Origin of the sequence: Caballeronia calidae (assembly GCF_900044055.2) — a bacterium.
GTDB lineage: Bacteria > Pseudomonadota > Gammaproteobacteria > Burkholderiales > Burkholderiaceae > Caballeronia > Caballeronia calidae.
In genome coordinates, this window is sequence record NZ_FCOX02000107.1 from 1 (window position 1) to 14909 (window position 14909).

At 54.3% G+C, this 14909-nt stretch carries 11 protein-coding genes and 4 pseudogenes; 5 read left to right on the plus strand and 10 right to left on the minus strand.

Annotation, left to right across the window (positions count from 1 at the left end; all coding sequences use genetic code 11):
- Window positions 1-344: pseudogene (locus tag AWB78_RS39000) on the plus strand (transposase); the annotation flags it as partial.
- Window positions 345-1518: 1174 nt separating this feature from the next.
- Here AWB78_RS39000 and AWB78_RS44430 read toward each other — a convergent pair.
- Window positions 1519-1873, minus strand: a pseudogene (locus AWB78_RS44430) (transposase); the annotation flags it as partial.
- Between the two features lie 575 nt (window positions 1874-2448).
- Here AWB78_RS44430 and AWB78_RS39010 point away from each other — a divergent pair.
- Both AWB78_RS39010 and AWB78_RS39015 read left to right on the plus strand, forming a co-directional pair.
- Window positions 2449-3381: a hypothetical protein gene (locus tag AWB78_RS39010; RefSeq protein ID WP_157697786.1), complete on the plus strand. Its 933-nt coding sequence runs from the start codon at window positions 2449-2451 to the stop codon at window positions 3379-3381.
- A gap of 108 nt (window positions 3382-3489) precedes the next feature.
- Window positions 3490-3837 carry an HrpB1 family type III secretion system apparatus protein gene (locus AWB78_RS39015; RefSeq protein WP_157697787.1) on the plus strand — a complete coding sequence of 116 codons (348 nt, stop codon included), beginning with the start codon at window positions 3490-3492 and terminating at the stop codon, window positions 3835-3837.
- A 487-nt stretch (window positions 3838-4324) separates the two neighbouring features.
- On the opposite strand, the gene AWB78_RS44435 is transcribed toward AWB78_RS39015, so the two are convergent.
- The 7 genes and pseudogenes from AWB78_RS44435 to AWB78_RS45525 all read right to left on the minus strand — a co-directional run bounded on the left by AWB78_RS44435 (window position 4325) and on the right by AWB78_RS45525 (window position 10743).
- Entirely contained in the window at window positions 4325-5368 is a 1044-nt protein-coding gene (locus AWB78_RS44435) for a Csu type fimbrial protein (protein WP_198399439.1), read from the minus strand.
- 93 nt (window positions 5369-5461) lie between these two features.
- Window positions 5462-7747, minus strand: coding sequence for a fimbria/pilus outer membrane usher protein (locus AWB78_RS39020; RefSeq protein WP_157697788.1), 2286 nt, complete (start codon window positions 7745-7747; stop codon window positions 5462-5464).
- A 163-nt stretch (window positions 7748-7910) separates the two neighbouring features.
- On the minus strand, window positions 7911-8696 hold the full coding sequence (locus AWB78_RS39025; protein ID WP_062612148.1) for a fimbrial biogenesis chaperone: 786 nt from the start codon (window positions 8694-8696) through the stop codon (window positions 7911-7913).
- 81 nt (window positions 8697-8777) lie between these two features.
- Window positions 8778-9275: a Csu type fimbrial protein gene (locus AWB78_RS39030; RefSeq protein WP_062612150.1), complete on the minus strand. Its 498-nt coding sequence runs from the start codon at window positions 9273-9275 to the stop codon at window positions 8778-8780.
- Window positions 9276-9806: 531 nt separating this feature from the next.
- A pseudogene (locus tag AWB78_RS39035) lies at window positions 9807-10081 on the minus strand (calcium-binding protein); the annotation flags it as partial.
- Between the two features lie 30 nt (window positions 10082-10111).
- Complete coding sequence (locus tag AWB78_RS39040) at window positions 10112-10600, minus strand: hypothetical protein (protein ID WP_062612154.1); 489 nt, start codon at window positions 10598-10600, stop codon at window positions 10112-10114.
- 14 nt (window positions 10601-10614) lie between these two features.
- Entirely contained in the window at window positions 10615-10743 is a 129-nt protein-coding gene (locus AWB78_RS45525; RefSeq protein WP_096031920.1) for a transposase domain-containing protein, read from the minus strand.
- 238 nt (window positions 10744-10981) lie between these two features.
- On the opposite strand from AWB78_RS45525, the gene AWB78_RS47130 reads away from it, so the two are divergent.
- Both AWB78_RS47130 and AWB78_RS39045 read left to right on the plus strand, forming a co-directional pair.
- Window positions 10982-11182, plus strand: a complete 201-nt coding sequence (locus tag AWB78_RS47130; RefSeq protein WP_157697789.1) for a hypothetical protein — start codon at window positions 10982-10984, stop codon at window positions 11180-11182.
- Between the two features lie 467 nt (window positions 11183-11649).
- Entirely contained in the window at window positions 11650-13497 is a 1848-nt protein-coding gene (locus AWB78_RS39045; RefSeq protein WP_332460141.1) for a peptide transporter, read from the plus strand.
- 722 nt (window positions 13498-14219) lie between these two features.
- Here the strand turns inward: AWB78_RS39045 and AWB78_RS39050 are convergent.
- Together AWB78_RS39050 and AWB78_RS44445 are read right to left on the minus strand one after the other, a co-directional pair.
- Complete coding sequence (locus tag AWB78_RS39050) at window positions 14220-14759, minus strand: transposase (protein WP_232478057.1); 540 nt, start codon at window positions 14757-14759, stop codon at window positions 14220-14222.
- Between the two features lie 16 nt (window positions 14760-14775).
- A pseudogene (locus AWB78_RS44445) lies at window positions 14776-14909 on the minus strand (IS630-like element ISCARN39 family transposase); the annotation flags it as partial.

Here is a 14909-nt window from a genome sequence, read left to right on the forward strand (position 1 = left end):
GCTTAAAAAAAGCCAAGCGCGAAGGCCGACTGATCGTCTTTATCGACGAGACCGGCATCAGCGAACGCCCGATCCGGGCGCGTACTTGGGCGCCGAAGGGGCAAACGCCGATTATCCAGATTCATTTTAACTGGAAGCATGTGTCCGCGATTGCGGGCCTCAGTCGCACGAACTATCTGTTTCGGTTGTACGAAGGCAGCGTAAAGAAGGAACAGGTGATCGAGTTTCTCCAGGCGCTCAAAGCGCATCTGAGGCAGCCGCTGTTGATCATCTGGGACGGTGCCAGGCCCCACCACGCGGCAATTGTCCGGCGGAGAGCCAGGACCAGGCAAAATGCAACGGAGAGGTGTGGTGATGCGCGTCAGATTCGACGACTTCGGCAACACGAAGGACGCTGGATTGACATTTCGATCACGCCCAACGTAGTTAAGGTAACTGGCTCGACATCGTCGATCGGATGGACTGGATGACAGTTCGGATGACGGGGGACGAAGAGCGTTCATGATGGGTCTCCCGCCGAAGGCGTTGCACGCATTATCGTGGGCGAGTTGTACCTCGGGCACTTCGCGCGCGTAAATAGGGAAGGGGGCAGGAAAAACGGAAGCCGGATGACAACGTAGATGGCAGTTGACGTGAACCGGGCCGTTGACATTTGTGCTTTCCGATGTCCTGTTCGTTCGTGCTCACCAGCTCAGAGACCGGGCGAAAGGCTGACCGCCGCAGCTGGTTCTCGGATCACAAAGCGCTTGACCATATTCAGCCAGGAGGGCACCGTACACCCTGTAAGCGTGCGTCATATCCGACCTCGACCTTGTTTCATCGACAGGTCCGCCTGACGAAAGGCACGCGCGCTTGCGCCAAGCTGGATAAGACAGAGCGATCCGCGCAGGGTCAACGAAGCACATCAAAGATCACACCTAGTGATTTGAGTGTCTAAAGGGGTTCAGCTAAATTTTCGTCATGCTTGTGAGCGGTCACAAGAGATGCCATGTTAAAACTCCTCTGGCTATCTAATCTTGCGTCTTGACAGAGGGGCGTCGGCCCATTACACGCTTGCGTGTCTCCTCGCTCTACAAGAGCTTCGTGCCCAGGTCAAGACCTGGGCGCTTTTTTTTGATGCGCCCGGCAGGGCGCACTCACTTGGAGGTGAGCGTCCTCTACACACCCGGCCCGGCAAGGGGATGTGTTAGCCAGAGGCAAGGGTTTCGCGGGTGACTGCGAGTCTGAAGGAAGCCCGAGGCAAAGCGCTGGCCTGACGAACAGGAAGCGGATACGAGGCGACGCGTTGGGATGAGGCAGCCCAAAAAGGCCAAAGTCCAGTACTTGCACGGAACGATGCGGCGTATATCTGACGGGCATAAGCGTGAAGATGAACGCAGCAACCTGTGGGCAGCGTATTGACGGGTGGTTGGGCAATGGCGGCGCACCGGGGACCGATGGCCTGCCGGTGGAGCAGTTCGCGCACTGGCTGAAGATGCACTGGCCGAGTGATCCTGCCTTGTTTCCATGTACAGCAAATCATGCAGCGATCATCCTGGCCTCGTATTCGACCGGAGTGGAGAAATCGATGTATGAAGGCGTTGCCGATTGTAGTAGCCCTCGATCCAGTCGACGATATCCAGACGAGCCTGAGCGCGCGTTTCGTAGCGAACCTGATAGATTCGCTCGACTTTCAGGGTTTTGAAGAAGCTCTCCATCGGCGCGTTGTCCCAGGCGTTAGCGCGACGGCTCATCGAAACGTTGATCTTGAAGTCGGCGGTCAGTTTTCGGTACGCGCGGCTTGCATATTGACTTCCAACAACAACCCCGGCGCGGGCTTACGCTGCCAGCACGCGCTGCGCAGTGCCTGGCAGACCAGTTCCGCGTTGATGCGCACCATGGGGCGAGAAAGGGGATGTCTCAGACGGCTGATCCAGATCGCGTGCCTTCGGATTGCAGCCGCACCGGCAGGAGACTTTCAAGCTCTCCACTGATCCGTTGACAAGGTGCGCAATATCGAAGATCTATATCGGGCTCTCCGCCGCCCAAGGCTATGATGTGTGGATAAGAAGAACCGGATCCAAGCGCTGCATAGCATCCAGCCTATGCTGCCGCTGGCCGCGGGGACTCTGAGCGACGTACGTTGACCCTATGTGCCACGGCTCAATCACGCTGTTTGCGGCGCTCGATATCTCCACGGGAAAGATCATCGGCGTCATCGCAGCAGCGAATTTTTGCACTTCCTTCGCATCACCAAGGCCAATGTGTCACTGCGTGCCTAGTCGAGTGACGTCGGTCGGTTAGATCGGTTGGTTGGGTTTGGTAAGGCCTTTCAGGTGTTTTCATTTTTGATGAAAAATTTGGTCGCTTCGCTTTGTGATTAAAAAATTCACTCGCGGTTATATCCTCTGGAGCTAGCATCAGTATGGTATGCGTGCCGGGCCCGAAACCTTTGTCAAGAAAAGAATCATGATCCTGAGAATTCTAACTGGAGCTCACGCAGGCGCTCAGGTGGCCCTTGAGATCGGACGTACCCAGATCGGTTCAGCTGACGATGCGGATATTCGTCTCACGGATTGGTCCGGAAGGGCTTGCATACTTGAGCTCATGTCCACGGGGGAAGTCAAACTGGTGTGTACCGAGGGCGATGCGCCGGTAGCGGAGCAGGCAGTCGAGAGTTTTATGCCCCTGCAATTCGGAGACATCGTCTTTTGTGTCGGCGATGCAGAGCAAAGGTGGCCAGCTGACGTCGATCTACTTGCCAAACTGTGGCGGCCCACTTCTCATCAGGAATCGGGCACGGCCGCGTATCGCCGGCCTTCGCGGATGTGGGTATGGGGGCTGATTGCCATTGGTTGTGTCATCGCCGGGAGTATATCGGTGCTGAGTATGCAGTCTACCCAGGCGAGCGTGGTGGTGGCGCCCGACTTCTCGCCACAAGCCTTGGGCCGAGCCCTCAATGCTGCCGGATTACGCGACCTGCGGGCGACTCAATCGGAGCAAGGTATTGTGATCAGTGGAATGATACAGTCAGCCCAAGATGAACCGGTACTGCAGACTGTAATTCGCCGTTTAGGGGATAAGAAGATTACCTCTGCGTACGATACCGCTGACACGATTGCCAATGCACTGAAGGAGACGATTGCCCTTCCACACATCGAGGTGGTGTATGCCGGTGCAGGTGTTTTTGACATCAGTGGTTCAACGGAAAATTTGTCGTTACTACGTCAAAAAGTTGAGCGTGCCAAAATCGATATGGGGCGTAATATCAAGGAAATTAGATTTACCGTGAGCGAGGAAAAAAAACAGAAACCAGAAGCATACATGACTTTACTTCGTGCAGGTTCAATCAAATATGTTCAGAGTAGTTCGGGCACCAAGCAGATAGTATTGTCCCCCTAACTCGATACGCATTTTTTATGCAAAAGTAGCCATTTCCTTTCGATGTGGCAAAAAGGCTTGCAATAAACATATTCAGATATGACAAAGGTGACAGATCACAAGAGTCAGGTGGCTGAACTCTTTATGCGGATTTTGCGAGCAGCCAAGGAGCAGCAGGTTGAGGAAATGCGCGAGGCTTTGGCGAGGCTCGGTGAAATCGGACCTAAGTCAAGGGAGTTCGCCACATTGAAGACCTTGGCGCTCATCAATGTAAAGCGAGAAATTGATGCTTTACATTTTTTAAATGAAATCGATTCCGATGATATTTTACACTTAAAGGTTATGTGTCTGCATTCGTTGCGGGACCCATTATGGGAGGGCGCTGCGATGGAGCTTAAAGATAGTGAACATCCGGTGGTGAGAAAAACGGTGAGAAAGCTCTTATGTATTCCGGATGATGACCGGATTGCCCAATAGCCTGACTGACGCTTCGCGATCCAGTGCACAGGCATCTCGGATGGGTAGCGACGAACTGCTCGGCAGTCTGCCGGCCAACCCACCTGAGAACGGAGTTATTTGATATCCCGTTCCTTTGCGTTTGTCACTTCGGCGTATGAGGAGCACGGAATTGTCAAATTCCCTCTCAAGGGACATTTGAAAGGCGATCTGCTTTCGTCGCTGCAGAATACGGTGAAGATGAAGTTTTCGCGGCTCGAAAAACAAAGATAAGATCTGCTAGGTCCGAAAGGAAGACGGAAGTCATGCTGGGTCAATGCCTTTCGCCCACGTCGTGAAAATGGCGAACCTAAAACGATCGATACAAGCTTCTATATTTCGTTGCCAGCGAGCTTCTGGTCTTCCATGCCCAATTGGCAACACTAAGAGGCTGCTCAGGCCGCTGTGTCCGCGCCCGCCAACCTTCACGATAAGCCGATGCATTAAAGCCGAGCTCTTAAAGCAGAGCTCAATAAGTTAGATTGACTATGATGGAATCTGAGTAGGCCCCGGCCGGAGGGGCATTTTGCGGCGGCACGCGTCCATAGACTGTCAGTTGGGTGGAAGCGCCGCCGGAGCCCGACACAGTATTCGTATTTAAAGTGGATCCCCACACTTGTGTGCGCGCTTGATCACGATAGAGCTGATAGGAAATCAGCGACCCGCCCGGTCCTGCCATGTTCCGCATGCCATTCGCATAGTGAGCGCCATTATTGAGGCTGACTTGCCAAGCAGAGTTGCCGCTGCAGGCGATAGTGATGTAAGAAGACTGATCTTTGTTGCTCGCGATGACGCCGCTTGTTTGGCCAAAATCAAGATCAGTTGTAGTGGAGATGAAGCATCCCGATTGAATATGTGCTTGGACCTGGAGATCAAGGTGTACGTGAGAGGTTCCCGACGATGTGCAGTTTTGAGGCGTCGTGCTTGAGCTCCACGCATACTTAAGCTCGGATTGAGAGCCTGGGAAGTTGCTATTATAATTAAGATAGGGTGAGGATAAGTTTACGCCTTGTCCACCAAATATCCGAGTGTATAAATTAATCGTTCCCGAGGTGGCGGCATAATACTGCGATACGGGAATGGATATGGTTGTACTTAATGGGGAAAAGTTACCGGAATTATCCGAGCCGATTACGATGGTTCTGGCGGCGTCCGCAAAAAAATTGTATTTCAAGGTGAGGCTACTGCCGCTTGCGTTCATCAAGCGTGGGGAAAACGAGTTACCACCCGTACCCGATTCGAGATCCACGCATAGCCGCACATAGGCCACGCCGGACGGCGAAGCGTTCGCCCCGCACGTGTAGCTTAAGCTCATCACATTGTCTAGGTTCCCAGAAAAAAGATTCACTGCGCCAAAATCAAAATAAGTGCTTCCCGTCACATAGCAATTTACGCTTGTGACCTGGGCTTGAGCCGATGAAGCAGTCATGCCTGCCGAGAATGCAGCAAGATAAAGGCAAATCAGCACGAGGGCGCGTCTTAGGCGTCGGCAGCTCTGGAGAGACAGAATCATGATGCGTGCCTCTGGCATGGTCACTTGTTTGGGCAGGGAGAGAAAATGGCGCTTGTTTTATAGCGCGGTAGCATGTGCGCCGATACCCTTATGTCAATCAAGACCAGCGTCGTGTTGTGGCGCACACACGAGGCGGTTAAGGTGAATTAAGCCTGCTTGATGCGGCAACTCGGGCAAAGCGATATGGCACATCGCTCCATCGGGCTGCGTGACCTGCAAGATGCCATGGGAAGGAGGGTTCTCAAGATATAGCGCGCCATCGAAGCCGATCATCGCCGAGCCTGCAAGATCATGGGTCGTTGCGCTTTGGGGCGCAGGCTGCGCACGGACAATACTGCTCACCGGCAAAGGACTGCCATGCAGGTCGACAATGGTCATATCGACCGCCAGGATAGGGTCCATTTTGAATAAAGCGACTGCGCCACTGCGGGTGGCGGGCACGACATCGAGCTGCGTGGTGCTCACCTGCATGTCAACTGGAAGTGTTAAGGTATCGATCGACACAGTGTTGTGTTGATAGGCGTTCAAATGATTCACAATCAGCAATCCCGAGCTATTGGTTTGACCAATGAGCCGATTTTGAAAGCGCACGGGTATATCCTTGACGCCATTCGTATCCACGATCGCGAAGGCGTCGTCGATGCGCTGGGAGGCATAGAATGCAGCGCCAACCAAAATCAGCGAGCCGTTAAGATCAGCGTATTCGGTAGATATCGGTGGGCTGCCAGGATTTCGAAATTGGTTGGCTCCAGCCGTCAGCTGACCGTAGCGGCCAACATAAGCTCCCTCCAACTGTGCGCTATCCGATCGACCGAGTTCGCTTTGCATGCGCCAACCCCAGCCGCTGCCCTCGGCTGGGATTGAGCGCGTTAGATTGGTGGTCAATGCGCTGCCATTGTCCAGGCGTCTGGCCGTTACAGAACTGTTCATACTACGCCCGAGTGGAATGGAAAGCGTTGCGTAAATGCCGCTACCTGGGCCCGACAGGTTGCGATTGACGTTGAAGCTAATGTTACTCTGTTCAAATATCGGCCGACTTATGCTTAAACTGATATATCGCTGAGTGGGTTGCCCTGTATAGGATTGGGAAATCCAGCTTAGTCCAACCTGGCCTGCGCTTGAGTTAACGCCCACGAATGCAATATTGCTCGAGCGCGCAAAAGAGGCGTCCTCACTGCTGCCGATGTCGCGATACCCTTGCGACCGTCTGACGGTATTGAGCGCGACATTGAACCTTTCGTTACTCCATTGAAACCCAAGTCCTAACTGAGTGCCATGCTGCCCGTTGGCGCGACTGCGTGCGAATGACGCGCTCACGGTCCCGAGTTGCATGGGCGGCAACCAGACGGCTCCGAGTCCGACAATCTGAAGCGATCCGGAGAGCTCCGCGTGCGTTTCGAGGGTAAGAGAATTAGTAAGCCCATAGCGCAAGCTTCCCGAGCCTACAAACGGACCTGGATAGTCGAAGGATTCGACGCCATAACTACGACGTAGCGCACCCATCTCCAATGACCAGTCGGAGAGCCCCTTCTTCAAAACCTGCGGGCTCGCATAGAGCGGAAAAATGAGGGTGCGCGTTACGCCGGAAACATCGGTGATGTTCATCTGTGCTTGGCCGGCGCCATTCACGGAAGGAGGGGCGCTGAGTTCAAACTGCCCTGGAAGCACTGATTGTGTAGACTGCTTGATGCCGTTGATAAAAAGGTCCACGGTTGAGGGCAAAGCAGCCGTGCCGGCAAATGAGGGCAGCGGCGAGGTAGTGCGATACGGTTGGAGTCCAAAGTTGCGACCCACCTGGATCCCGCCGATGCGTACACTGCGCGACCAACTTAATGCTGAGCTAGTTAAATCGCCTAACGTATACGACACCATCGTTGCCGGATCATCGTATTGCCAGGTCGTGTCTAGGCGCACATTTGAGAGCGTGGTCGAGGCGCCATCGTTCCAATGACTGAGCAACGTATTAGACCATCGTCCCATTGCAGCGGTAAAGCCTCGCAGTTCGGTCGTGGCGCTCAACATGGTTCGATTGGTAAGATGTTGAGTATATAAATCGTAGTTGAGCAGAGCTCCATTTATCGTAGTCGTCGGACGGAGATATCCGACTTCTGGGCCCGAGGTCCGGATTTTTTGAATCGGTCGAGTAAGCCACTCAACGGGCACGACTATATCGATGCGTTGCAGGGGCTCATCATAATGAACAGATGCGCGCTCGAGGTTAGAGAGGTTAACCAGCGCCGCCTGTTGCAAAGAAGGCGGCAAAGCCACGCCGAGTTGCGCTAAGGTAGCCTTGGCGACATAGAGGGTGCCGTCCGTGTGCAGCGTGAAGTGAAACAGCCCATCGAGCAGGGCGCCGTTGAGCTTGGTCTCAAGAAACAACTCGTGCGTCTCGCTTGCGGCAAGACCGACTTCGGATGTTGCTTTAGCGGACTGACAGTGTCCGTCAAGAGCGGGCAGGCACGCCATGAGAGACGAGAATAGAAAGAACCCTGCAAATCTAAAGCGTTTAATCGAGAAGCGAGCAACGCAATGAGTAGGCGCATTAAGGAAGTCTGATCGTGATAGGCAACTCCTGTGCGCCGAGATCCTCGTTGATCTTGCCCTCAAACTTGCCATTACTTAAAGTGGCGGGTGCAGGTAAATCGTGCAAAGTCCATGACATCTGGGAGTGAGGCAGAACATAGCCAAGCAGGCCTTTGCTCAGAATCGTTTTCGAGCCGCGCGTGTTGAGAAATGCGAGCTCACTAATCTTGATGTGTTGTCGTCCCGTGTTTGTCACGACCAGTGTGCCCGTTCGGTCCGAAGGCGAGGGAATATTGAGCGTCGCCTGAAGCCCTGCCAGGTCGGTTATGGGTGTGTCACGCCCTGAACTGTGATCGGGATTGCTCGGTACCGCTGAGGTGGCGCTGAGGAAAATCGGGATCGAGTATCGAATTAAAAAGGTTAGGCCCGCCGGTTTGGGTGCTCCATCAGACTGCGTTTCGGGTAACTCATCGATCAATAAACGATAGGCTTGTTCGGTGTCGGTGGGCGGCTCAACAGGAACAATACGTACCAATTGCTCTGCATGTGGCGCGATAGCAATAAAAGGAGGGCTCGCGACGATGTTATGTGTGGGATCGAGAGTGTCTTTGTGATCTGTTTGTGACCAATGTTGCACCCGCACCTGGGCGTGGATCGGCGCATCCCCGCTATTTCTCAGCCAAAGTCCTTGGGCACGCTGACCGGGCTGGAATTCCATCAAAGTGGGCGAAACTTGGAGGCTGGAGGCGCGCGCACTTGAGCCGAGCAAAAGCGACAACCCGGTTGCCAGGAAGAGCCGCCACAACCATCGCTTCGTCTCGCCCAGGGGCGGCGCACTGGATGAGAAACCAGTGCGCCTGTGCGCTACGCAGATTCTCAGCACAGTTTAGTAGGAGATCGTTGCCACTACAGTATCTGTGTACGTGCCAGCTTGCGCGTTCGCACTGGGGACCACGCCGTAGACCGGAATGACCTGTGCCGAACCGGCGCCGCTGCCTGAATAGGCGCTTGCTCCAGTGCTCCATGTGTTCGCATGAGCGCTATCCGTGTACAGATTGTAAGCCACGAAATTGCTGCCCTGCGCCATACGACGTTGGCCGCCGCTCGCGTTCAGGCCGTTATCAAGCGAAATTTGGTAGGTCGTACCGGGCGTGCAATTGGCCGTGATTGAACCCGCCTGAGCAATGTTGGTTGCGGTTGATGACACCGTTCCAAAGTTGACATCGGTGGGAGGCGCGGTATGAATGTCACATGTCGAAGTAATGACAATTTTGACCGTAAGATTGGCTGTATCTGTTCCTGCTTTGGCTGAAGGCACAACAAGCCCGGTGGCGGCGATCACACCCAGCAGGCTCAGTTGGAAGATTCTGATGTGAGTATTCATGATGATACTCTCCTGGTCATTTCAAAAAACTATAGGCAACGATAGTGATTCCTTGTCTGCCAAGAGCCACTACGACCCGCATTTTAAGGTTCAACACGACAGAGAGGAGTCCGTGGTAGAGACCTTCTGACATGATTGAGTGTCGCCCATTAAGGCGAAGGCGCGATCGGATGATCATAAATAAAAATGATTGGAGAGTGGGTTAAAGGCGTCTCGGGCGAACAATGCCCGTATGAGAGGCGGGCGATCGCAAGGGGAGGCGGTGTAGACCTGAAGCCGGTCAAGCCATGAAAAATCCATGGGCAGCATGAGCCTCTGCGACTTGCCGGCGCCAGATCTTTGATCATCTTCTGCAAGGCCTGTTGGTCACCTTTGACGGCAGCGATATCAAGCGGCCGATCCACGCGAACGCATAGATCCGGTCGAGCTTCCGGTGATCTGACGCCCCAGATCCGTATCCGTCGGCGTAACCCGTTCCGGCTGGAAGATAGTGCGAGACGAGCATTGCTGGGTCAGATCAGAACGGGGCGGGGGTAGGAAAGCCTTTCTCGCTTTCCACCGAACCCAGACGAAGATTCCAATCCGACACAGATCTTCATGAGCGAGTCCGGTGACACAGAGTGTTCGCCCGTGGGCGGCGGCGAGGAGTCCATTGGTTTGCGAACGCTGGCCTTGAATGGGAACGAGAGCTGTTCTTCCCGATAGCAGTACCAAGACATCGCACACTCTTCCTCGGTATAAGCGTCGACGACGATTTCCCTCTCGATGCGATGTTCACGTTCCGCGTTGAGTTTTGTCTTGGCCATGATGTCGTTTGATATTCGGGTCGGTTGGGGCTACAGGTCGACGATATGGCGCAGCAGGCCATAGGAAACGCGCCAGTGTCCTTCCGAGTCTGTCACCGCGATCGACGCAGTCTTCGAATTCAGCCTGACGATGGTGCCAATGCGTTCGTTTAGGTGTTTGTCGGTGAACCCGACCGTGTCGCCGATGAAGAACTCTTCGCGTTTTGCGCGCGGCGGCGGTGCCGGTTCAGGATGAATCCGGGCGGCGCTGTCGGGAACGATCGCCGCGTACGGGATCGCCCAGTGGCGTCGGCTGGCGTTGTCTTGAACGACTGCTTGCGTATGGCGGAGCTCCGCGATGGTGCCTTGAGACGGAGGCCCCAACGGGTTGTCGCCGATATAGCTGACGGCCATGCCAAGGTGCAGACGCTGACGCACTTCGAGGATGCGTCGAGGGTCATCGAGCATTTTGCCGATGGCCAGATAAAGACGATACAACTCGGCGCTGGGCGCCTGCCGAAGCGTGTCGAGAATGTCCATAAATATGAAGACGTTTAACGGGGGAGCGGCAGCAGTTCATGCACGCGGTTGACAGGATGCGACGGCGGTTTCTCGAGCGTATCCTTGAGCCACGCATACGGCTCAAAGCCGTTCAGGCGAACCGTGCCGAAAAGGGAGTACATCGTAGCCGCCGCTTGGGCGCCACGTAGCGAGCCCGCGCAGGTCCAATTCGCCCTTCCCAGGGCAAGCTCGTGCTCATTCTGCCCATATCGGGCAGGAAATTGAAGTCCATTATCGTTGGCATCCGCTATATGGTCGCCGCGTCAAGGTTCGAGACGTCGAGGAACGCAGCGGTGGTCGCGTGGTTCATGTTGAAGCCGGCCCCGGGATGTCGGGATAGTCAGGGTGGCGGCGGCGTGGATGCTGGATCGCGCCGTGTGTTCAGCCATGGAGCTTGGCGAGCCGAGAGTCAATGTCGCGGTGTTATGCAACCTGCATCGGCTGCTAGTTGATCGGCGCTTGCGCGCACATTCTTCGGACGGTTTCAACATCGTCCGGGAGAAACGCAATGAACAAGCTGCCAAAGGGGCGTTCCAGTACGAACGCAATCGCCAGTGGTGACGCCGCGCCAGATGAGCATGAGGTTCGACAACGCCGAGATTCAGGGAATGAACGCGGAGCAGCGCGTAAGAGCAATCACACGTCTTACGAGCCTGCCGATACAAGCGCGCGGGCGCCACCACCGCGAAGGAGTGTGACGATGACGAACGCTGATCGTCTGCCGGCGCCGCTTCTCAAGCGCAAGGCGGTAGTTTATGTTCGGCAGTCGACGCAGACTCAGGTCCAGGTGACCTGGAGAGCAAGCGTCGCCAGTACGAACTCGTCTATCTCTCCCAGCGGCCGTGACAGGGGATCGCTTAACTTAATGGCATCAGCTCGAAGAATTTTCAAACCGAAAATATGCGGCTTATAAAAACAAAGAATGAGGAAATATCACACTCCTAATGATGTGGGCTTATAAAATAAACGAAATGCTAAGCGGGGCGCCGCTTTCTTCTTGAAAAGTCTGACTCAATTTGGGGCTAAAATTGATAAAGTTCAGCCTGGTAAAATTCGAATATCTCTGCTATCGCCGGGAGATTGAGAAGGCTGCGGCATTGCTGATTGAACTTCTGCGCACGCTGGATAGGCGCTACGGTGTGATGCTGGATCTGGATGTTTGGTCTCAGTCGATCGAGGCGCGCGACATCCTTGATGAACATTTGCTTACGCGACTTGCATCAGCCATTACTGTATGGGCCTCTGATCCGACGTTTCTAATTTCGGAAGAAGGCGCGAAGACGTTGATGCATTATCAGCGCTGGCTTAGCGCGATATTTGCCGCAAGTTCATTTCGCAACGCAGATCATATCTTGCGATCGTTTAGCGTGGATGAAAACTCCCGAACGGAAATCAATCTGCGAAATAGGGAGTTCCGAAAATTCCAATTATTCTACTTTCCTGAATCCGAGGTTACCCTAAATTGGGACGTGTTTTGGAAATGTAACAAGGAGATGGCTGCAAGTCTTGCTGTGTCGCTCTTGTCAGCCCGATTTCTCGGCACTCCCTGCGCCCATAGTAAGCGCGAAATGTTGCTGAGATGGCTGCCTGAGCGCCTCGCGGAAATTGAAAGCCTAGACGCGTTGCCGTTTGGCGTGCTGCACGATATGTACATGCACTGCAGCTATGCGGATTTTGTGGGGAAGCATGATATCAAAAAACCAATTAACGAGTTGATCCGGCGAAAACTCGCGAGTCTTGACTTACACGATATCGTGCGTGGGGAAAGGTCCCCGAAGAAAATCGAAAAGCCCGTATTGATCGTCGTGCTCGAATGGTTTTCGGAGAATCATTCAATTTATCGGACCCACTCTCGGACGATGTACGCCATGCGTGACAAGTTTCACCTGGTAGGCATGGGCTTTGAGGATCGCGTCGATGAGCCGGGGCGAAGCGTGTTTCATGAGTTTGTTGGGCTGTCGGAAATGGACGTATGGGGGGTTGTCCGACAGATAAAAAATGAAAGTGAAGCGCGTGAAGCACAAGTTATGTATATGCCCAGCGTGGGGATGTTTGCGCACACGATGATCTTAACTTGTCTGCGCGTCGCGCCTCTGCAATTGATGGCGCTTGGGCACCCGGCGACGACGCATGCTCATGCGATCGACTACGTGGTTGTAGAGGAAGACTACGTCGGAGACGAGGCTTGTTTTAGTGAAAAGCTTTTAAAGTTGCCGGCGGATGGTATGCCGTATCGCGCTTCCGCGGCATTGCGTGAATTGCGTTTACCGAAAAAGAAGCCGTCGAAAGGGTTAGTTAAGATTGCTGTTGCTGGTACAGCAATGAAGCAAAATCCTGGCTTTTTCAGAATGTGTGCCCTGATCTCGCGCGAATCTAAGGTTCCCGTTCAATTTCATTTTTTGGTGGGGCAAGCCAGTGGAATTATCTTTCCGCAGGTGCGTAATCTGGCGCGACGCATGGTGGGTGATAACGCCATCGTACATAGGCATCAAAATTATAAAGACTATATGAATATTCTCGCGCAATGTGACCTTTTCTTGAATCCATTTCCGTTTGGGAATACCAATGGCATTGTTGATACGGTATGGGCGGGGCTTGTGGGTATCTGCAAAACGGGCCGAGAGGTGCATGAGCATATTGACGAAGGGATGTTCCGTCGACTTAATTTTCCTAGCTGGATGATCGCCAAAACGAACGAGGAATATAAAGTGGCTGCTTTGCGTCTAATCGAAAATAAGGACGAGAGAAAAAGCCTATCAGTCAAGCTCGCAGGACCGAAAGCCGTCGAGAAATTGATTTTTAGAGGACGTCCGGAAATTCTCGGTGAGCGTATCGCTGAGCTATGGTGGAAGCAGGGCGAAGTCGGTTATTCGTGACGGTTTCCCGAGGCTGAAGTCTTCCTCTTCCAGCGAAGGGCGTCCAAAGCAATGTCATGAAGTCTTGCGTAGGCGACTTTCCTTCCTGCCGCCGCGCCGAATCCATTCACATCCGACGAAGCGGCTTCGCGTTAGCTCCCTTTGGCCGTATGAGCTACAAACTTCTGCGCTTGTGCCGGCACGGCCTGATCGAGCGATCTGTCTGCCGCGCAGCTTCTGTATTGCAGAGCAGGTCGTTCGCGCCCGGTGCGATCAAGTCAATAACGTCTCTCAGAGAACTTGACTCATTTGCACTAATGTCACCCATTGAAAGGCCGAGGTAAACAGGTAAGTCGTGCCCCAGACGCATTGTCTTGCGTCGTCGTAAAACGGTCTCGGCCACACCGCGCGCTGCGAAACCCTCAGACGCGTCCGGTTTCTCGTCTGTCTGGTTGCGGAACTGATCCGCACCAGTCACCCATCGAGATCAAGGCAAGCGTCGCTGAATTGGCGTTTGCCCCTGGCTCATATCGAGCTCCAGAAAACCGTCGGTACCAGGCCAATGTCCAGGAGTAGAGTAGATGACAATTCAAGGGTTACCCATTTTCGGGGCACCAGACTGTTGTCGGCTCATGGTCTGGGCGTCTCAGTGTTCACTAGCACAGGGTGGCCGGGGGCTGGGCCCAATCAATTCACTGGGTTCTAGCCAACACTTTTACCGGGCTCGCGGCCCCCAGCCAAACCTAACCAAAACATCGTTGAACCTCGAAGGGTTTGCCGTCGCGCATCATGTAGTAGGCAACGCGCGCGAGCTTGTGCGCGAGCGCCTTCATCGTGACCACCGGCAGGCGCCTCGCCTTCTTGCGTTCATAAAATCGTCGCGCCTGCGGGCAGGTTCGCAGCGAGATCGCTGCGGCCTCGATGAACGCCCAGGCGAGATACCGATTCCCATTCCTGGCATTACCTTCACCTTTCTTCTTGCCGTTAGAGATCCGCTTGCTCTCGACGCATCGGCAGTAGGAGCTGAAGTGGCCGACGCCGGGAAATCGCGTGATGCTCCCTGTCTCGAGCATTATGATTGCGGCAAGCACGTCGCCGATGCCTGGCGTGGTCTTCAGAATGCGGAACTCCGAGCGCAATTTCACTTCCTGATGAAGAATGGTTTCGAGGGAGGCAATTTCAGCGCGTAGCGTGCGCAAGACCGCGAGGTTAGCCATCAGCGCGCGTTCGACGTGCGGCGGCAGCGCGAGTGCCCGCACCGCTGCGTCGTCGAGACGTTGCACGTGTTCACCATTGCTTCCAGTTAAAATGAATCTGGATAATCGGCGTTTGCCCCTTCGGCGCCCAAGTACGCGTCCGGATCGGGCGTTCGCTGATGCCGGTCTCGTCGATAAAGACGATCAGTCGGCCTTCGCGCTTGGCTTTTTTTAAGC

Coding starts and splice junctions, on each gene's coding strand:
- AWB78_RS44435 (WP_198399439.1), bottom strand. CDS start 5,368: ATGATTCTGTCTCTCCAGAGCTGCCGACGCCTAAGACGCGCCCTCGTG.
- AWB78_RS39010 (WP_157697786.1), top strand. CDS start 2,449: ATGATCCTGAGAATTCTAACTGGAGCTCACGCAGGCGCTCAGGTGGCC.
- AWB78_RS39040 (WP_062612154.1), bottom strand. CDS start 10,600: ATGGACATTCTCGACACGCTTCGGCAGGCGCCCAGCGCCGAGTTGTAT.
- AWB78_RS45525 (WP_096031920.1), bottom strand. CDS start 10,743: ATGTACTCCCTTTTCGGCACGGTTCGCCTGAACGGCTTTGAGCCGTAT.
- AWB78_RS47130 (WP_157697789.1), top strand. CDS start 10,982: ATGCTGGATCGCGCCGTGTGTTCAGCCATGGAGCTTGGCGAGCCGAGA.
- AWB78_RS39030 (WP_062612150.1), bottom strand. CDS start 9,275: ATGAATACTCACATCAGAATCTTCCAACTGAGCCTGCTGGGTGTGATC.